Genomic DNA, 19,179 nt, shown 5'->3' on the forward strand with positions numbered 1-19,179 from the left:
ACGGCCAAGGTGGCAAAATAGGGGCGGCGGCCGGAAGCGAGCGCCGTCCCCTTCGTCAGCCTTTACTTCTGCGCGACGGGACGCACCAGCGGCGTGACGCGGCGGATGGTGACGCGACGGTTTTCCTGCTCGGCTTCCGACGTGCGGACCTTGAGGAAGCGTTCGCCATAGCCCTGCGTGACCAGGTTTTCCGGCGGGATCTCGTAGATATCCGTCAGAAGTGCGGCGACCGATTCGGCACGCTCATCGGAAAGGACGAGGTTGGACTGGTCGGAGCCGACGGCATCGGTATGACCTTCGATCAGGAAGGTCTCGCCGGGATCCTTGTCGATGACCTCCAGCATGGCGTCCGCCACCTTGCGCAGCGTCTTCGCCTGCGATGTCGGCACTTCTGCGCTTCCCGTGGCGAAGGTGATCGTATCCAGATCGATACGACGGACCTTGTCGCGGATACGCGCCGAGTTGCGGACCTCGTCCAGCGAATAGGTTCGCTCGACCCGCTCGACCGGCGGCTCAGCTAGGAAGTCGTAGTAATCGCGATCCGGCTCGGTCGACGTGTCGATGATATAGTCGCGGACCGGGACGGTCAGACGCATCGGCGGAAGATCCTCGCCGACGTCGTAGAGCGGCGGGCGCTTCTCTTCGTCGACCTCTGGCGCATAGACCATCAGGTATTCCTCGCCGTCACGATTGATGCGTGTGCGCTGGATCACGTCGCCGTAGCGGTTGTAGATCGTCACGACGCGCATGCCGTTCGGGCGCTCGATCACCTCGCGGGTGCGGCCACGCGGCAGTTCCTCGTAGGAGGTCTCGCGTGCGTCACGCCGCAGGCGCGGGCGATCGTCGCTCCGCACGACGATCTCGTCACCGAAATCGAGAACTGTGCGGTTGTTGCGCGTTTCCTCGATTCGCGGACGCTGACCGGTCAGAGCGTCGATCAGATCGCGGGCATCGAATTCCGGTGCCTGATCGATACGACGCCCGCGTTCGTTGATCGCGGCATTCAGCTCTTCACGATCCGGACGACGCTCGCGGTGCTCGGACTGCGCATCGGCATCCGTGCGCGGCGGCGGCTGGTTGTCGCGTTCCTCGCGAACCTGCTCGCGTTCGCGGCGACGCCGATCGCGCGAGTCTCTGTCGCGATTGTCGGCGTCCTTGTCACTGTCGAGCACGGCGGCACCATTCTCGACCGGGAGGACAACGGTCTCGTCGCTCTTGGACGGGTCGCGTGCCAGCTTCTCGCGTTCCTCGCGCGACCGCTTGTCGACGACAGGGCGATCGCGGTTTGCACCGTCGTCGCCTGCCTGATCGGCATTCGTGCCGGCGTCCTGAGCGTCACGCGGGCGCGCCGGATCGTCGGTCCCCTGACCTTCGGCTTCACGCTGCTTGCGGCGCTCGGCACGGAGACGGGCACGCTCCTCGTCGGTCATCTCGGCTGCAGCGGGCTGCTCGGCGGAATCGCCTGGCTTGGCCTGCTGCTCGCCATCCTGCTGACCCTGCAGGCGTTCGGCCTCGCGCTTGCGGATACGCTCTTCGCGCTGCCGCTTGCGTTCGGCGTCCTCGTCCGCCTTGGGTTGACCAGCCGCGTCGGAATCGCCAGTCTTCGCCGCGTCGTTCGCATCCGCGCCGGCTTTCTTCTGCTGCTCTTCGGTCTTCTGCTGCTCGGCATCCCGTTGCTTGCGGCGCTCTTCGCGGCTCTGACGCGGCGTAGCCTCGCCCGATGGCTCAGCCTGCGGCTGCTCGTCGCTCTGCTTCTGCTGCTCGGCATCCCGCTGCTTGCGGCGCTCTTCGCGGCTCGGACGCGGCGCATCCTCGCCCGATGACTGGGCCTGCGGCTGCTCGTCGTTCTGCTTCTGCTGCTCGGCATCCCGCTGCTTGCGGCGCTCTTCGCGGCTCGGACGCGGAGCATCCTCGCTCGATGGCTGGGCCTGCGGCTGCTCGTCCGACGGGTTCTGCTGTTCGCTGTCGCGCTGCTTGCGACGCTCTTCGCGGCGGGGCTGCGCGTCCAGGCCGGAAGACGGCTCGGCCTCACGCTGCTTCTTTCCCTCGCCTTGCTGCTGGTCGGAGTCGCGATCCTTGCGACGTTCCTCCCGCTTCTGACGGCCTTCGCCGTTCTCCGACGGCTCTGCGCCGCCGTTCGGGGCGGACTCTTCCTGCCCTTCTACGGGTTTGCGCTTGCGAAGAAGCTCGTCTTCATCGGCCTGCGCCAACTGGAAGGACTTGATCTGGGCGTCAGCCAAAGCTGGCTGCAGCCCGACGGTCATGGCGAGCAAAGGCATGGCTACCGTTGCGAAAAGCTTGGATCGAATGGTCATGGTGTCTCCTCCTGCGAGAGATCCCGTTCTTGTTCTTGTGTCCGATGCCGAATATTCGGACCGGCATAACGTCGAACGCCGCGTATCGGCCGGTCGCAACTCATGCTGCGATCCAGAGGCGGAGCGGTAGCAACAAGCGCATGAATTGGCGATGAATGCCGCGTTCATCGGCGGACATAGGCTTTCCGCATCCGACCGCCAGAGCCGGCTCACGCTTTTCTCTGCGGCTGCTTTTTCCTGTTGCATTTGCGAACGGGTGACGGAATATCGCAGCCGAAGCGACCGTTTGCCGTCGCTTGCGAATGTCCCGGAACACCAAAAAGAAGCCGGGACTGCGCCAACAGAGAGGATCGACATGCCTATCGCCAAACGTTTCACCATGGCTGCCGCTGCAGCCGTTTTCGCCCTCACCGCGAGTACGGCTCTTGCCGCAGGCGAGAAGATCACCATCGGCACCGAAGGCGCCTATCCGCCCTTCAACGTTCTGGAATCCGACGGCTCGCTGACGGGCTTCGACATCGACATCGCCAAGGCGCTCTGCGTCGAGATGAAGGCCGAATGCACCTTCGTCACCCAGGATTGGGACGGCGCCATTCCCGCTCTGATCGCCAAGAAATACGACGCCTTCATCGCCTCGATGTCGATCACGGCCGAGCGTAAGCAGAAGGTGGACTTCACCGAGAAGTACTACAACACACCGCCGGCCATCGCCGTGCCGAAGGACAGCCCGATCACCGAAGCGACCGAAGCCGGCCTCGACGGCAAGACGCTCGGTGCACAGGCCTCCACGACCCATTCCAACTATGCCGAAGCGCATATGAAGAAGGCCGAGCTCAAGCTCTACCCGACGTCCGACGAGTACAAGCTCGACATTGTCAACGGCCGCATCGATGCCGTGATCGACGACGTCGTCGTGCTCTCGGAATGGCTGAAGACCACGGATGGCGATTGCTGCAAGCTGCTCGGCACGCTGCCGGTCGATCCGGTCATCAATGGCGAAGGCGCCGGCATTGCGCTGCGCAAGGGTGACAACGAGCTGCGCGAAAAGTTCAACGCCGCGATCAAGGCGATCCGCGCCAACGGGAAGTACAAGGAAATTAACGACAAGTACTTCGCTTTCGACGTCTACGGCGGCTAAGCCCGGTCCTTGCCGAAATCCTGCGGCGGGAGCTTGCCCTCCCGCCGTTTTTGTTTGACAACAACGACGTAAGCAAGAAGCGCCCAACAAGGAGCGCCTCAAGGGGACGATCAGACAATGAGCGGAATCATGGCCGCGCTTTCATCCGCCGTGTCATGGCTCGGCGCCACGCTGGACCCGTGGTGCGGACCTCTCGGCATCTTTCGGATCCTCGCCGGCAACACGCTGCTGGCGTGCGGAGATGCAGGCTGGGGCGACGAGATCGGTTATGGCTTTCTCATCACGGCGTCCCTGGCAATCGCCACGCTGCCCTTCGGACTGATGCTCGGCTTTTGCGTGGCTCTCGGCAAGCAGTCGAGCGAGCGATCGCTCCGCTTGTCCTCGGACATCTACACGACGATCTTCCGAGGCCTGCCGGAGCTGTTGACCCTCTTCATCGTCTATTACGGCCTCCAGATCGTGGTGCAGCAGGTGCTCGCCGGCGTCGGCTACGCGGGTCCGGTCGAAATCAACGCCTTTTTCGCCGGAATGGTCGCACTTGCCGTGGTCTTCTCGGCCTACTGTTCCGAAGTTCTGCAATCCGCCTTCAAGGCGATCCCCAAGGGCCAGTACGAGGCCGGCGATGCGCTCGGGTTCAGCCGCGGAAAGACCATGCGCCTGATCGTGCTGCCCCAGTTGTTTCGGATCGCCCTGCCCGGCCTCGGCAATCTCTGGATGGCGCTCCTGAAGGACACCGCTCTCGTTTCCGTCATCGGACTGCCCGACATCCTGCGCCAGACGGGCGTGGCCGCCCGGGTGACCAAGCAGGCGTTCGAGTTCTTCGGACTTGCCTGTATTCTCTTCCTGCTGCTCGCCGCAGCATCGTCCGTCGTCTTCTCGGCGCTGGAGCGCTGGGCGCGTCGTTCGGAGATGGCCCGATGAGCACCACACCTCCGCTTCCGCCCGCAGGCGCCCCGCCGGCCCTCGACACAGATCTTTCGCTGCCCGACGCCCGCTCCGTCCAGGCCTATGTCTCGACGGATCTGATCGCGCCGCAACCGGCGCCGCGCGAAGACAGCCGCCCCTACACGCTGTCGCGTTTCTTCGGACGCGCTCTTCTCGGTGTCTGGCTGGCCGTTTTCGTCGGCCTCGGCATGCTGGTCGTCGGCGGCTTCGATCCCGAGAAATTCCAGCGTTACGGACCGGCCTATATCTCCGGCCTCGGCGTGACACTCGGCCTCGTCTCCACCTCCATCGTCCTTGGCGCGCTTCTGTCCCTGCCGGTGGCGCTGGGTCGCATGTCCAGAAACAAGATCGCGAACTGGCTGGCCTATATCTATATCTACTTCTTCCGCGGCACGCCCCTGATCATGCAGCTCTTTCTGATCTACTACGGTCTTGGCAGCTTTCGGCCGCAACTGACGGAGATCGGGCTGTGGTGGTTCTTCCGCGAGGCCTGGTACTGTGCGCTCCTGACGTTCGTTCTGAACACGGCGGCCTATCAGGCGGAGATTCTTCGCGGCGCGATCAACAGCGTGCCCCGAGGCCAGCGCGAAGGCGCCGCCTCGCTCGGTCTCCCGCCCCGCATCGCCTTTTTCAAGGTCATCCTGCCGCAGGCGATGATTGTCGCGCTCAGACCCTATGGCAACGAGATCATCCTGATGATCAAGGCGTCCGCCATCGTGGCCATCGTGACGGTGTTCGACCTCATGGGCGAAACCCGTCGCGCCTTCTCGCGGACGTTCGACTACCAGACCTATCTCTGGGCGGCGATCTTCTACCTCATCATGGTGGAGGCCCTCCGGAACCTCTGGGCTTGGCTGGAAAAGCGTTTGACCCGCCACCTGAAACGCTAGCAGCAGCTCTTGGCAGCACTCATGCCTATATGCTGCCAAGCTCCTGGAATGTAACAATATTTTTTGTCACCGAGCCGACATTAACGCTTGATTAACCCTTCAGGCGCTTCATTCTAGAAACCGTCATTCAGCAAAGATGAGGTTTCGCATGGCTTCTGACATGGAACTGCAGCTGAAAGGGTACGGCCTTACCACGGCCGAGATCCTCTACCGTATGCCGGATCGCCAGGCGATCCTGCAGAGTTACATCTGGCAGCACTACGATCTGGCGCCGCACTTTCCCGAAATGAAGAACTTCCTGAAATTCTGGCGGGAAACGCTCGACGGGCCGTTGCATTCGGTGCGGTATGTGCACCGGAAACTGATCTCGGCCGGTGATTGGCGCGCGCTCCAGGGAGAGTTCATCATCAACTGAGCCGGCGATCGACGTGTCGAGGTGCGCGGATCGGGATTGCCATCGGGCAGGACCCATCCTACAAAGCGGCCATGCAAAAGAAGATCGACGAAGAGGCCTTGGCCGAGGCCTATAACCGCGCACTCGCCCTCGAGAAATCCGGCGATGTCGAAGGGGCTGTCTCTGCCTACAGGCAGGTGCTGGAACTCGACCCGGACGACCATGGGGGCGCGGCCGTGCGCATCGCGTCCATGGGACGTGGTGAGACGCCGGACAAGGCGTCGGACGCCTATGTGACCACCCTCTTCGACCAGCATGCCGATGTATTTGAGGATGTCCTCGTCGAACAGCTCGGCTATTCCGTGCCGATGATGGTGCGCCAGCGGCTGCAGAGCCTGGGGCTTGGTCCCTTCAAGAGCCTTCTCGATCTTGGTTGCGGCACGGGCCTGACCGGCAGCGCCTTGCGCGACATGGCCGAGACCGTGACGGGCGTCGACCTGTCGGAAAACATGGTCGAGATCGCGCATGAGAAGGATCTCTACGACGCGCTCTACGTCGCCGAAGCGGTGGACTATCTCGAGGACAACGACGACGGTCCGTTCGATCTCGTCACGGCCACGGATGTGCTCCCCTACCTTGGCGGCCTCGAAGCCTTGTTCTTCGCCGCCGCCGAAACCATCGAGCCGGGCGGGCTGTTGATCTTCTCCAGCGAGACATTGCCGGACGACGTCTTTGCCGGACGTCGTTTCATGGTCGGACCGCACCAGCGTTTCGCGCATGCGCGGGACTATGTGCTGGAACGCCTGGACGCGACCGGGTTCGATCTTGTCGAGCTCACCGACATTGTGGTGCGCATGGAAGACGGCGCTCCGATTGCCGGCCACCTGGTCATTGCACGACTGCGAACGGCATCGTAGATCGCTTTTTTCCGTCATCGCTAGCCTGAGGAGAATCCCGTGGCAAAAGTCGCCTTCATCGGTCTCGGAGTCATGGGGTATCCCATGGCGCGCCATCTCGCATCGAAGGGCGGCCATGACCTGACCGTTTTCAACCGGACCGGGTCGAAAGCCGAAAAATGGGTCTCGGAAAACGGCGGCCGCGCGGCAGCAACGCCCGCCGAGGCGGCACGGGACGCGGATTTCGTCTTCTGCTGCGTCGGCAATGACGACGACCTCCGCTCCGTCACGACGGGCAAGGATGGCGCGTTCGAGACACTGCGCGCTGGCTCCATCTTCATCGACAATACGACGGCCTCTGCCGAGGTGGCGCGGGAGCTGGATGCTGCGGCCCGGGCGCGGGGTGCACACTTTATCGACGCGCCGGTGTCCGGCGGGCAGGCGGGCGCGGAAAACGGCGTTCTGACCGTCATGTGCGGCGGGGATGCCGACGTTTTCGATCGGGCAAAACCGGTGATCGACGCCTATGCCCGCATGGTTGGGCTGATGGGGCCCGCCGGCAGCGGACAGCTGACGAAGATGGTCAACCAGATCTGCATTGCCGGCCTCGTTCAGGGACTGGCGGAAGCCGTGCATTTCGGCAAGAACGCCGGCCTCGACATGGAGGCCGTTGTCGACGTCATCTCCAAGGGGGCGGCCGGTTCCTGGCAGATGGAGAACCGTCACAAGACGATGATTGCCGGCACCTATGATTTCGGCTTCGCCGTGGACTGGATGCGCAAGGATCTGGATATCGTGCTGACGGAAGCGCGGCGGAACGGCGCGAAGCTTCCCGTCACCGCCCTGGTCGACCAGTTCTACGGCGATGTGCAGGCGATGGGTGGACGGCGATGGGATACGTCCTCGCTGCTGGCCCGGCTGGAAAAGAAGTAGGCGCCCCCGCGCCTGCTTCCCCTTTCGGACGCCTGGAACCTCAGTCTTCCTGTGACTTCGCCTGTTCGAGGATCATGTAGTCGAGCGGCATCTGGGTCGTGTACTTGATCTGCTCCATGGCAAAGGCCGAGGAGACGTCGCGGATTTCGATCTTCGCAATCAGGCGCTTGTAGAACGCATCATAGGCGGCGATGTCCGGCACGACGACGCGAAGCAGATAATCGACGTCTCCGCTCATGCGGTAGAGTTCCACCACTTCGGGAAACTCTCCGACCACCTCGGAAAAACGCCGAAGCCATTCGACCGAGTGCGCGTTGGTGCGGATCGATACGAAAACCGTGACCTTGGTGTTGATCTTCGCAGGATCGAGAAGCGCGACGCGGCCACGAATGACGCCTTCCTCCTCCATCTTCTGAATGCGGCGCCAGCAGGGCGTGGTCGACAGGCCGACCTTTTTGGCGAGGTCCGCGACGGCGAGTGTCGAATCTTCTTGCAGCAGTCGCAGGATCTTGCGGTCGAGACGATCCATTTCAGTAGCCCCCTTCGAATAATATTCCTTCTATAGCGTCAAAGCGGGAAGAAGCGAGATCGAATTTTTACGATATCCGCAATTGGATTTCTGCGCGCAGCACCGGCAGGAGCTCCGCTTCGAACCACGGATTCTTTCTCAGCCACGGCGTGTTGCGCCAGCTCGGATGCGGCAGCGGCAAGCACTTTGGCCCGTTGTCCTGCTCGAACCACCGCCGCCAGTCCGCGACCGTGGCCGTCATCGACACCTGGCGCGATGTGCCGAGGTGATAGGCCTGAGCGTAGGCGCCGATGACGAGGATGAGCGAGGCATTGGGAACCGCAGCGAGCGCCGTCTCGCGCCAGGCCGGCGCACATTCCCGGCGCGGCGGAATATCCCCGCCGTGCTTGTCATATCCGGGAAAACAGAAGCCCATGGGAACGATGGCGAACCTGTCCGCATCATAGAAGGTCGCCCTGTCCACGCCCAGCCAGTCGCGCAGCCGATTTCCCGACGGATCGTCGAAGGGAACGCCGCTGAGATGCGCCCGCATGCCCGGCGCCTGGCTCGCGATGAGGATCTGCGCCCTGTCGGACAAGACGAAGATTGGGCGTGGTTCGTGCGGCAGCGGCTCGCCGAAGGTCGGCATGTCACGACATATGCGACATGCGGAGATCGTGGTCGAAAGGCGATCGATCGCGTCTTTGGTCGGGGTCAGCGGCTTGTCCATGCAGTCTCGAGGTGGCGCAGCAGCGCCTTGATCCAATCTCCGTCGATATGGGGCGTTTCCGAAGTTCTGCCATGGCGGGCGCGCCAATCTCGCGGTTGATCGAAGGAACCGGCCCACAGCCCTGACCGGCGGGCGCGCGCAACGGCCTCTTCCGCTGCATAATCGCCGAAGGCAACCGCGAAGCCATCGTTCACCATGCGGGCATTCACCTCTTCGCCCCCCGTGCGACAGGCCGCCAGCCGTCGGCCGTAGCGATCGTCGGCACCGCCCTTGCAGGCGATCGGCAACCCGCCAATCAACTGGATGAGATGCCGGCGGGCCTCCTGTCCGCACGCCCATGTCTTCCCATCGCGCTCGCAGTTCTGGCTCAGCTCCGGGGCATCGATGCCCGCCAGACGGATCCGATCGCGGCCAAGGGCCAGCGTATCGCCGTCCACGACGCGCGGCACGCCGGAGAGCGTTGCGTCGCCCTGGCGGGAGATGCGGTCCGCAGCCAGCCAGACGAGCCCCAGAAAGAGGACGGTCAATACGCCGTCGAGCAACAGCGACCGGGGCTTCCTCATAAAAAACATTCCGGTAACCGGTTCTTCATCACGTAACGAAGGAAAACAGGAAGCAAGTTCTTAACAATTCCTACCTAGAATCTGCCGGGGTATCCGTCAGGCTTTCCGGACAAAATGAATCAGGGCGTCAGCACATCGACCGACAAGATCATTGTCGACAAATCTCGCAGCCATCGCAACAAGGCTGTGTCGAAAGCCGTGCGCACCAATCGCGAACGCCTCCAGTCCGGTCCGTCGAATGCTGCGGGCTTCGACAAGGAAATGCTGGCCCTCTATGTCGCATCGGTGCTGCAGGGCGCTGCTGCCATGCCGATCCTCCTGATGATGATCGCCGCAAGCGGGCTCTATTTGACGGAGAACCTGCAGATCATCGCCTGGTTGACCGTTGCGCTCCTCGTTCATGCCCTCGGCCTCATGGCCGCGAAGCGTGCGTTGCGCAGGGACCTGACGCCCGAGAACATCATCGACTGGCGCCGGCGGTTTCTCCTTGTCCAGATGCTGATGGGTATCGTCTGGATGGTTTTTCTGGTGCAGGACTGCGAGAGCTGCGTCGCCCGGGATCTGGAGCTGTACAAGGGCGTCGCCCTTCTCGTCGCGCTTGCCGCCACCGCGATCGCGACGGTCCTGATGCGCTATGCCCTGATCGTCACGTTCGTTCCGTGCGTCGTCCTCCTCGCCGGAAAGGCGATCCTGGTGGGCAGCGGAAATCTGGTCGCGCTCGCCGTGGTGCTCGGGACATCCCTCGCCTTCCTCGTCTACATGACCGCGCGCATGCGCCGCGCCAATATCCAGATCCTCTCCGTTCAGGCGGAAAAGGACGATCTGATCGCCGAGCTCGAAGTGGCCAAATCCATGTCGGACGAGGCGCGCCGCCGGGCGGAAGAAGCAAACCTTGCCAAGTCGCGTTTCCTCGCCTCGATGTCCCACGAACTTCGCACCCCGCTGAATGCCATTCTCGGTTTTTCCGAGGTCATGTTCACCGAAGTGATGGGTCCGCTGAACAATCCGACCTACAAGGAATATACCGGTGACATCCACAGGTCCGGCAAGCATCTGCTCGACCTGATCAACGAGATCCTCGACCTCTCCCGCATCGAGGCGGGCCGTTACGATCTCAATGAAGAAGCGATCCAGCTCGCGGAAATCACGGAAGACTGCATCGGGATGGTCCAGCTGCGCGCCCGCACCAAGAGCATCACCATCACCGAACAGTTCGAGCAGGGGATGCCCGCGGTATGGGTCGACGAGAAGGCCATGCGCCAGGTCACACTCAATCTTCTGTCGAATGCCGTGAAGTTCACCCCGCAGGGCGGGCAGATCTCGGTCAAGGTTGGCTGGACGGCGGGTGGCGGGCAGTATCTGTCCATCAAGGACAACGGTCCTGGCATTCCCGAAGACGAGATCCCCGTCGTGCTCTCGGCGTTCGGACAGGGATCGATCGCCATCAAGAGTGCTGAGCAGGGCACGGGCCTCGGTCTGCCGATCGTTCAGGCGATCCTGGCCAAGCATGATGGGGAATTCATCCTCCGCTCCAAGCTGCGCGAGGGCACGGAGGTCATCGCCATCCTTCCGGCGCGCCGTGTCTTGGAAACGGTGCCCGCCGTGCAGGAAACCGCCGCCGTCGCCCGCCGCCGAAAGAGCTTTGCCTGACGGATAAGTCCTGATGGCGTCAGCCGGGCAGAACGTGTCCCTGCCCCACGACTTCGATCGCAACCGTCTCTCCCGGCGCCGCAACGTCAAAACCCGACACCCGGAGGTCGAGAACGGCACGCGACGGGCCCTCGCCCACCTCCACCGTCAGCCGGCAGAGGCCGCCGCCGAATTCGCTTTCCAGCACCCGCGCACGCGCGCCCTTGACGAGATCCGCTTCCCCGAGACCGAGCCAGCGGATACGCAACTGCTCCGGCCGCAGCATCACCAGTTTGTGCGCGGTCGAGCCACCGCGGTCGGACGCGTCGTCGGTCGTGCTTACGGGGATGGTGCCGAGCACCGTTTCCGCCTGCCCCGACGTCACGACGGCGTCGAGCAGCACGGCGTCTCCGAGAAAGAGCGCCGTCTGCCGATCCGCCGGCCGTCGGTACAGGGACTGCGGGCTGCCGGCCTGCACCAGCCGACCTTCCCGGAAGACCGCCACGTGATCGGCAAAAGACAGCGCTTCGCCCTGATCGTGTGTGACGAGGATGGATGTCGTTCCCGAAGCGGCGAGAATGCGTGCGACCGTGCGGCGCATGGTATCGCGCAGGCCGGTGTCGAGCGCCGAAAAGGGCTCGTCGAGCAGCATCAGCCGCGGTTCGAGCGCCAGAGCGCGGGCCAAGGCCACGCGTTGCTGTTGACCTCCGGAGAGCTGGTGCGGACGCCGCGAGCCCATGTCCGCATCAAGCTCCACCATGTTCATCAGCGCCGCGATGCGCTGGTCGCGACCCTCCTGCCGTCTCGGCAGACCAAAACCGATATTCTCGCCCACGGTCAGGTGGGGAAACAGGGCGCCATCCTGCGAGACGATGCCGATGCCCCGCTTGTGGGCCGGCACGTGAATGCCCTCGCCGGCGAGATCGGTGCCATCGAGGGTGATGCGGCCGGCGTCGGGACGCTCGAAGCCGGCGATCAGCTTCAGCAGCGTGGTCTTGCCAGAGCCGGACGGACCGACGATGGCCGTCCGCGCACCGGCCGGAACGGTGAGGGAGACATCGATCAGCGCGCGGGCGCTGCTGCCATAGGTCTTGCTGACGGACGTGATCGACAGAAGACTCATGCGGCGCTCCCGCTTGCACGGCTCGACTGTCGGTGAAGGACCAGTGTCAGCGGCAACGACAGGACGATCATCATCAGGGCATAGGGCGCGGCCGCGACATAGTCGATCTCGCTCGTCAGCGACCAGAACTTGGTCGCAAGGGTTTCGACACCGGTCGGCGACAGCATGAGCGTGGCCGTTAGCTCGTTGGTAATCCCCAGCGCCACGAGCGCCGTGCTGGCAGCCGCACCCGGTGCGGCGAGCCGCATCGTCGTCACGCGGACCGCCTGGAGGGGAGCCCGGCCGAGCGCCATGGCCGCGCGCTCCAGTTCGACCGGAGCCTGCGCGATGCTCGCCCGCAGTGCCACGAGGGCGCGGGGCAGGAACAACAGCCCGTAGGCCAGCAGAAGCGTGGCGAAGGTCTGATAGAGCGGCAGAACGAGCCGGACGGTGATGGTGACAAGCGCCAGCGCGACGACCACGCCCGGCAGGGACCCGACATAATAATGGCAGGCCTCGAGGATGCGCTGCAAACGGCCGGGCGCGCGAACCGAGAGCCACGCCATAGGGGCGGCCGCGACTGTCGTCAACATGCCGCCCATGACGGCCAGAAGAACGGTCTGAAGCACGGCAGTCCCAACCGGCTGCAGGGGCCAGATGTCGAACCCGCCAATCGCCAGCCAGCGTGTCAGCGTCGTGAAGGGGACGCCGATGGCCAGCGCGGCCGTCACGAGGTTCAGCGCCAGCGCCGGCCAGATCCACGGCCCGAGCGCGTGGCGCGTCACCATGCGTGGTGCGCCGGAGCCGACACGCGCATAGCGTTCGCCGCCGCGCGCCAGCGCTTCCGTACCGAGAAGGGCAAGACAGCAGAGCACAAGGACGCCCGACAGCATGTTGGCGGCCGGCCCATTGAAGGCGGACTGGAACTGATCGACGATGGCGGTCGAGAACGTGTCGAAGCGGATCATGACGAAAAGGCCGTATTCGGCAAGGAGATGCAGGCCGACGAGCAGGCTGCCGCCGCAGATCGCCACCCGCAGTTGCGGAAGGACCGCGCGGACGAAGACGCGCCAGGGGCTGAGGCCGAGCGACGCAGCAGCGTCCTCGATGGCCGGGTCAAGCCGGCGCAACTGGGCCGCAACCGGAAGATAGAGAAACGGGAAATAGGCAAGCACGGACACGAGCACACCGCCGCCGAGCCCTTTGAGACCGGGAACGAGGCTGATCCACGCATAGGAATGCACGAACGCGGGAACGGCAAGCGGCGCCACGGCGAGCCAGGCCCAGAGCCGCGAGAACGGCAGGTTGGTGCGTTCCGTCAGCCAGGCAAGGGCGACCGCGAGAACGATCGTCAGCGGCACCGTGGCCGCTTCGAGAAGCGCCGTGTTGATGAGCAGGTCGCCGACCCGCCCGCGAAAGACCAAAGCGACCACCTGATCCCAGCCCGTCTGCACCGTCACCACGGCAACGAATCCCAGCGGAATGAGGCTGACCAGGGCCACCAGCAGAGCTGGCAGGGTCACGAGCGGATAGGCGACACGCGCGCGCTCGCGCTGCGAACCGCTCAAATGGCCCGGCGTTGCGTTCGGGGCGACGGCAAAAGACTTGGCATCGGCATGCGGCACGGGTGGCGCCTTTACTCGGAACAGAGGGTGCGCGCTTCGGCAAAGAAGCGCGCACGGATCGCGATACCCTATTGCGGCGATTGTGGACGAAATCAATCCAGAATCGTCACGCAGGTGTCATGATGCGTCGCTTCGACGCTTAGAGGATGCCGGCTTCCGTCATCAGGTCGGTCACCGACTTGCTGTTCAGCTGCTGCGGATTGACCTTCGGGTAGTCCAGCGTCGAGAGCGCCGGCAGCGCCGCATTGGACGACGCATCCTTGGCAACGGCATATTCGAAGGAGGTGCCGTCCCGCAGCACGGCCTGGCCGCCCTTGCCGGTGAGCCACTTCAGGAAGAGCTGAGCCTCCGCCTTGTGCTGGCTGGAGGCGAGGATGCCGCCCCCGGAGATGCTGACGAAAGCGCCGGGATCCTGGTTCTTGAAGAAGTGCAGAGCGACGTTCTTGCTGTTCTCGCCCGTCTTCGCCTGATCGCCGTAATAGTAATAGTGGTAGATCACCGCGCCTTCGACTTCGCCGGCATTGACCGCCTTCATCGCGGTCGAATTGCCCTTGTAGGCCGTGAAGTTGGTCTTCATCGCGGCGAGCCATTCCTTGGTGGCGGCTTCGCCCTTGAGCGCGAGAAGCGCGCTGACGATCGCCTGGAAGTCTGCACCGGCAGGCGAAGCAGCCCAGCGGCCCTTCCACGCGGGATCGGCAAGATCGAGCAGCGACTTCGGCAGCTTGTCCTCCGTCAGCTTCGTCTTGTCATAGGCGAAAACGGTCGAGCGGGCGGCAACGCCGACCCAGTGGCCGTTCGACGGTTGGAACGTGTCCGGCACCTGCGCCAGGGTTTCCTTGGCGACGGGCTCGAACAGGCCGGCCTGATCGACCAGCGACATGGCCGGCGAGTTCTCGGTGAGGAAGACATCGGCGGGAGAGGCTGCGCCCTCCTGCACGATCTGGTTGGCGAACTCCATGTCGCTGCCCTTGCGCAGCGTCACCTTGATGCCGGTCTCCTTCGTGAAGGCCTCGGCCCAGGCGACGCCAAGGCTTTCGTGCTGGGCATTGTAGATCACGATGCCGGCGGATTCGGACTGGGCGAGCGCGGGGTTCATCGCGGCCAGAAGAGCTGCTGCGGCGACAAAGCCTGCGGCACGGACGGAAATTTTCATGACGGCCTCCTGAGAGTGTCCGGACGACGTGCCCGGCAGAGGCGGTATAGATAAGATGAACCTAAAGGTCAACTTTAGAGCTACGATCTTTTGGGCCGCGTCTTTTCGACAAAAGTCACGGTTTCACAGGGATCGCGGCCACCGTTTGCGCGCCATGCTCCCTCCGTGCGGATCACCTTTGTGTTATCGATCGCGGTCAGAGACCGGTCAGCGGCATGTCGCTCACGACGCCGGACAGAAACACGACATAAAAGGCATAGCCGGCATTTGCGAGGATGAGACAAAGGCAGGCGAGCGAGCCCAAATCCTTGGCATTGCGGCCCATTTCGGAAATCTCCGGCGACACGCGATCGACGATTTCCTCGATGGCCGTGTTCAGTGCCTCGAACGCGATCATCAGCAAGAACAGGAGCATCATCGCGACATACTGAAACAGGGTCGCGCCGCTGATCGCAAATCCCAGCATGGCCACGCCAAAGCCGATTAGTTCCTGCCGAAAGGCCGCTTCCCCGAGGAGACGCCGGGCTCCGCCGAGCGAATAGGTGGCGGCGGCAAAGAAGTGCTGCAGGCCGGTCAGCTTTCGCGGCAGCGTCTGACCCGGTGCCGTTGCGCCGAGTGCCGATGCGCCCGCAGCTTCCGGGCCATGCGCGGTCTGGCCACGCGCCGTCTGTCCGGGCACCCTCTGTTTTCCGGCCTCGTGACCGAGACCCTCGCGGGTCAATCCCTCGTGGCCCGGCACCTCGTAGGGTGGCTCTCGCTCCTGCATGCGCAGCGCATTCCTGTTCATATCAGCTTCTTGCCACGCAGGGCGCGAAAGCATCCAGCTCGCGGTTATAGACATCCGTCTGGATGTTCATCATGCCCAGAACCGTGTGAAACAGGTTATCGTGCGACATGGCCGCATCCGAATAGGCGAGAAGGCACTTGGTATCAAGCCCCATGGCTTGCGCGTAGGACGGCGAGAACCAGGAGATGAAGGGCACATGGGTCTGCTCCGTTGGAGCAATCGCATAGGGCGCGCCGTGGAGATAGATACCGTTCTCTCCAAGCGATTCGCCGTGGTCCGACATATAGATCATCGCTCCGGCCAGCGTGTCTTCGTGCTTGGCCAGCAGCTTGGCGACACTTGCAAGGAAGTGATCGGTGTAGAGGATCGAGTTGTCATAGGCATTGACGATCTCTTCCGGGGAGCAGTTCATCAGCTCGTCCGTGCGGCAATCCGGCTTGAAGCGACGGAATTCCTCCGGGTAGCGCGCAAAATAGCCGGGTCCATGGCTCCCCAACTGATGGAGGACGATGACCGTGTCGTGCTTGACGTCCGCCAGCTTGCTGTCGAGACCATCGAGGAAGATCCCGTCCAGGCACTCGCCATTGTTGCAGAGCGGGCTGTTCTGCCGATCGGTCTTGGTCGCGTAGTCCGTGAGCTTGGCGATGCCCTTGCTGCCGGTGTTGTTGTCCCACCAGGAAACGCTGATGCCGGCATGCGTCAGGATGTCGATCAGGTTCTGGCGCGTATGAGCCTTCGTCTCGCTATACTCGGTCCGCTTGTAACCGGAGAACATGCAGGGCAATGAGACGGCCGTGGCCGTGCCGCAGCTGGTCGTGTTCGTGAAGTTCGTCACGCCCAGCGCCTTGAGCTCCGGGTTCGTTTCGCGGGCATAGCCATTGAGCGAGAAGCTGGCAGCGCGTGCGGTCTCGCCCGCAACCACCACGACGACCACCGGCTTCTTCTCGGCTGCGAGCCGGTCCCCTGCCCTGGCATCCAGACCAAAAGGTGCGACCACCAGATCAACGTCCTGATAGGCGGAGCGGGCATAGCGGACGACAGCGGACAACGGGGCAGCCGGATTGAAGACATTCAGCACTTCCTTCCGCTCGCGGGCGACATAGGCGATGGCCGCGTAATTGTAGCTGACCAGCGTCAGCGCCACGGCCAGTGCCGGAACAACGAGAGCGAGGTTGCGCACGGCCTTCTGAAAGAAGGGCCGGTGCCGGACCCGGACGAGCGCGATCATGACGGCCGGCAGAACGGCGAACACCAGGATGTGGAAAAAGAAGTTCGGCGTCAGCAGATGACCGGCTTCAGCGCCCGTCGTCACGAAGGCGCTTTCCACCATCGCCTTGTCCACGACGATTCCGTAGACGTCGGTGAAATAGGACGCGACGCCGGCGGCGAGGACGCAAAGGATCAGGACCGGCTTGATGATGTAGCGCACCGAAAGCGTGACGAGGGCACAGACGGTCAGCAGCGAGATCGCAACAGAGAAGGCAAGGAGACTCATCTTGTTGGACGAAAACGCCGCGGCGGCGCGACCCCAGAACGTGATGTTTGTGGCAAGGAGAAGATAGGCCGACACGATCAGGGTCAGCGGGATGCTGCCGATTTCGGGCCGCAGATGTTGTGAGATCTTCAAGGGACACTCCCGTCAGGATGCCGGCGGGAACCCGTCAGGCTATGCTGGGGTGTCGTAAAGCCGACATCCTGTCCGGACACTGTCAGGGCAGGCCACCTCATCATGAGGGTCCAGCAGAGAGGCGCAACGGATCTGCTGCGCCTCTTGTCCAGCCAGCTTCGGCTTCAGCGCGGTGTGCGCTACTCCCAGTCCTCGACCGCCGGCTTCTGACCGTGACCGAGCCGACGGTCGAGTTCGCCGGCTTCAGTCTCTGTCAGTCGGAGATCCAGACGTATCGTGCCGTCTTCCAGGTCTTCGCGATGGTCGACGATCGCATGTTCGTAAAGCCAGGGCAGCAGTTGCAGCCGATCGACGGGAAGCGTAACGGTCGTTTCCATCATTACCCCGGAGAGACGACGGTTGATCTCCTGCATGAGGGCATCGACCCCCTCACCCGTGACCGCCGAGACGGTGATGGTATTGGGCGTATGCGCTGCCTTTTCGAGCAGAGCGGCATGCGGCTCCTCTTCCAGCCGGTCGATCTTGTTCCAGACCTCCAGCAGGCGTTCGGTCCGCGCCTTCTCGTCGATCCCAAGATCCTCGAGAATGCGTTCGACGTCGTCCGACTGGGCCACGTGATCCGGGTCCGAGACATCGCGGACATGCAGGATGAGGTCGGCTTCCAGCACCTCTTCGAGGGTCGCCCGGAACGCGGCCACGAGGTGCGTGGGCAGGTCGGAGATGAAGCCGACCGTATCGGACAGGATGACGGTCCGCCCCTGGGGCAGCTTCATCCGGCGCAGGGTGGGGTCCAGCGTCGCAAAGAGCATGTCCTCAGCCAGCACGCCCGCCCCGGTGATCCTGTTGAACAGGGTCGATTTCCCCGCATTGGTGTAGCCGACCAGTGCCACGATCGGATGCGGCACCTTGCGGCGCTTGGAACGGTGAAGCTGGCGCGTACGGCGCACCTGCTCCAGTTCCTTTTCCAGCTTGATGATCTTGTCCTGCAGCTGCCGTCGGTCGGCTTCGATCTGCGTTTCGCCGGGACCACCCATGAAGCCCGCACCCCCGCGCTGGCGCTCAAGGTGGGTCCAGCTGCGGACCAGGCGGCCTTTCTGATAGTTCAGATGGGCCAGGTCGACCTGAAGGGTGCCTTCCTTGGTGGAGGCGCGACGGCCGAAGATCTCGAGAATGAGCCCCGTGCGGTCGATGACCTTCGCGTTCCATTCTTTTTCGAGGTTGCGCTGTTGGACCGGCGTCAGCGGATGGTCCATGATGACAAGACCGGCATCCTGCGTGTCGAGGAGATGCTTGATTTCCTCGATCTTGCCGCTGCCCAGCAGCGTTCCCGGCTTCGGCTGGGCGATCGGAACGACGAGCCCCTGGACGACGGAGAGATCGATGGCCCGGGCGAGACCGATCGTTTCCTCGAGTCGCGCGTCATCGGTGCGAACCGAATGCGGCTGCTCGGCCTGCTGGCGGCCTGTTTTCTTGACGACCGGGACGATAACCAGCGCCCGCATGTTGTCGCGGTGCTTTTCGGTCTCGGGGATGATGCTGTCTGGCGTATCGTTGTGTTTTGTGATGGCTTCAGTCCGGTGTTCAGGATGCGGATTCTTCGCTCTCGAACATCTGCATGGGCTGGCCCGGCATGATGGTCGAGATGGCATGCTTGTAGACGAGCTGGGAATGCCCGTCGCGCCGCAGCAGCACGCAGAAGTTATCAAACGAGGTAACGACGCCTGTCAGTTTGACGCCGTTGATGAGGAAGATGGTGAGAGAGATCTTCTGCTTACGGACCGTATTGAGAAATAGATCCTGCAGGTTCTGAGAACGTTCCGCCATAGCGCCGCTTCTTTCTTTATTGCCGGTTCGAAAACAACCGGTTGATAGGTCTGCAATTCGAGAGTTGCCCCGCGCGCCTGCCCCTCAGACGCTGCGGAATCTGGTATCGCATCAACGTCT

At 63.2% G+C, this 19,179-nt stretch carries 18 protein-coding genes; 7 read left to right on the plus strand and 11 right to left on the minus strand.

Going from position 1 to position 19,179, the window contains the following annotated elements:
* Positions 1-62 precede the first annotated feature (62 nt).
* On the minus strand, positions 63-2,315 hold the full coding sequence (locus tag ASG03_RS21225) for an OmpA family protein (protein ID WP_082475886.1): 2,253 nt from the start codon (positions 2,313-2,315) through the stop codon (positions 63-65).
* 355 nt (positions 2,316-2,670) lie between these two features.
* Between ASG03_RS21225 and ASG03_RS20275 the strand changes: the two genes are divergently transcribed.
* The 6 genes from ASG03_RS20275 (at position 2,671) to ASG03_RS20300 (ending at position 7,511) form a co-directional block, all read left to right on the plus strand.
* Positions 2,671-3,453 (plus strand): ABC transporter substrate-binding protein, encoded by a 783-nt coding sequence (locus ASG03_RS20275; protein WP_062695711.1) that lies wholly within the window; start codon positions 2,671-2,673, stop codon positions 3,451-3,453.
* A gap of 117 nt (positions 3,454-3,570) precedes the next feature.
* Complete coding sequence (locus tag ASG03_RS20280) at positions 3,571-4,374, plus strand: ABC transporter permease (protein ID WP_062468106.1); 804 nt, start codon at positions 3,571-3,573, stop codon at positions 4,372-4,374.
* Positions 4,371-5,288 carry an ABC transporter permease gene (locus ASG03_RS20285; RefSeq protein ID WP_082475887.1) on the plus strand — a complete coding sequence of 306 codons (918 nt, stop codon included), beginning with the start codon at positions 4,371-4,373 and terminating at the stop codon, positions 5,286-5,288. The genes ASG03_RS20280 and ASG03_RS20285 overlap by 4 nt, the downstream gene beginning before the upstream one ends.
* Positions 5,289-5,436: 148 nt before the next feature.
* A complete protein-coding gene (locus ASG03_RS20290; protein ID WP_062468108.1) occupies positions 5,437-5,703 on the plus strand; it encodes an usg protein in 267 nt (88 codons plus the stop codon).
* 71 nt (positions 5,704-5,774) lie between these two features.
* Positions 5,775-6,599 (plus strand): class I SAM-dependent DNA methyltransferase, encoded by an 825-nt coding sequence (locus ASG03_RS20295; RefSeq protein ID WP_062695571.1) that lies wholly within the window; start codon positions 5,775-5,777, stop codon positions 6,597-6,599.
* 39 nt (positions 6,600-6,638) lie between these two features.
* Positions 6,639-7,511, plus strand: a complete 873-nt coding sequence (locus tag ASG03_RS20300; RefSeq protein WP_062695573.1) for an NAD(P)-dependent oxidoreductase — start codon at positions 6,639-6,641, stop codon at positions 7,509-7,511.
* Between the two features lie 40 nt (positions 7,512-7,551).
* Here ASG03_RS20300 and ASG03_RS20305 read toward each other — a convergent pair whose 3' ends face one another.
* The 3 genes from ASG03_RS20305 to ASG03_RS20315 all read right to left on the minus strand — a co-directional run bounded on the left by ASG03_RS20305 (position 7,552) and on the right by ASG03_RS20315 (position 9,312).
* A complete protein-coding gene (locus ASG03_RS20305; protein WP_062468114.1) occupies positions 7,552-8,040 on the minus strand; it encodes an Lrp/AsnC family transcriptional regulator in 489 nt (162 codons plus the stop codon).
* 67 nt (positions 8,041-8,107) lie between these two features.
* The gene (locus ASG03_RS20310; RefSeq protein WP_062695575.1) at positions 8,108-8,749 is read right to left on the minus strand and encodes a uracil-DNA glycosylase family protein; all 642 of its coding nucleotides are present in this window, start codon (positions 8,747-8,749) and stop codon (positions 8,108-8,110) included.
* The gene (locus tag ASG03_RS20315; protein ID WP_162241413.1) at positions 8,734-9,312 is read right to left on the minus strand and encodes a thermonuclease family protein; all 579 of its coding nucleotides are present in this window, start codon (positions 9,310-9,312) and stop codon (positions 8,734-8,736) included. Before ASG03_RS20315 ends, ASG03_RS20310 begins: the two co-directional genes overlap by 16 nt.
* A 114-nt stretch (positions 9,313-9,426) precedes the next feature.
* Between ASG03_RS20315 and ASG03_RS20320 the strand changes: the two genes are divergently transcribed.
* Complete coding sequence (locus ASG03_RS20320) at positions 9,427-10,962, plus strand: sensor histidine kinase (RefSeq protein WP_062468119.1); 1,536 nt, start codon at positions 9,427-9,429, stop codon at positions 10,960-10,962.
* Between the two features lie 19 nt (positions 10,963-10,981).
* Here the strand turns inward: ASG03_RS20320 and ASG03_RS20325 are convergent, their stop codons facing one another.
* From ASG03_RS20325 to hfq, 7 genes are all read right to left on the minus strand, one after another.
* Entirely contained in the window at positions 10,982-12,064 is a 1,083-nt protein-coding gene (locus tag ASG03_RS20325; protein ID WP_062468121.1) for an ABC transporter ATP-binding protein, read from the minus strand.
* Positions 12,061-13,668, minus strand: coding sequence for an ABC transporter permease (locus ASG03_RS20330; protein WP_082475888.1), 1,608 nt, complete (start codon positions 13,666-13,668; stop codon positions 12,061-12,063). The genes ASG03_RS20325 and ASG03_RS20330 overlap by 4 nt, the downstream gene beginning before the upstream one ends.
* Positions 13,669-13,807: 139 nt before the next feature.
* Positions 13,808-14,821: an iron ABC transporter substrate-binding protein gene (locus ASG03_RS20335; RefSeq protein WP_062695579.1), complete on the minus strand. Its 1,014-nt coding sequence runs from the start codon at positions 14,819-14,821 to the stop codon at positions 13,808-13,810.
* 196 nt (positions 14,822-15,017) lie between these two features.
* Positions 15,018-15,410 (minus strand): diacylglycerol kinase, encoded by a 393-nt coding sequence (locus ASG03_RS20340; protein WP_062471803.1) that lies wholly within the window; start codon positions 15,408-15,410, stop codon positions 15,018-15,020.
* Between the two features lie 199 nt (positions 15,411-15,609).
* Positions 15,610-17,235: a phosphoethanolamine transferase gene (locus tag ASG03_RS20345; RefSeq protein WP_082475889.1), complete on the minus strand. Its 1,626-nt coding sequence runs from the start codon at positions 17,233-17,235 to the stop codon at positions 15,610-15,612.
* Positions 17,236-17,414: 179 nt separating this feature from the next.
* Positions 17,415-18,737, minus strand: coding sequence for a GTPase HflX (gene hflX / locus ASG03_RS20350; protein ID WP_062468125.1), 1,323 nt, complete (start codon positions 18,735-18,737; stop codon positions 17,415-17,417).
* 79 nt (positions 18,738-18,816) lie between these two features.
* On the minus strand, positions 18,817-19,059 hold the full coding sequence (gene hfq / locus ASG03_RS20355) for an RNA chaperone Hfq (protein ID WP_018325164.1): 243 nt from the start codon (positions 19,057-19,059) through the stop codon (positions 18,817-18,819).
* Positions 19,060-19,179 lie beyond the last annotated feature (120 nt).

The organism is Rhizobium sp. Leaf341, from assembly GCF_001424325.1.
Classification (GTDB): domain Bacteria; phylum Pseudomonadota; class Alphaproteobacteria; order Rhizobiales; family Rhizobiaceae; genus Ferranicluibacter.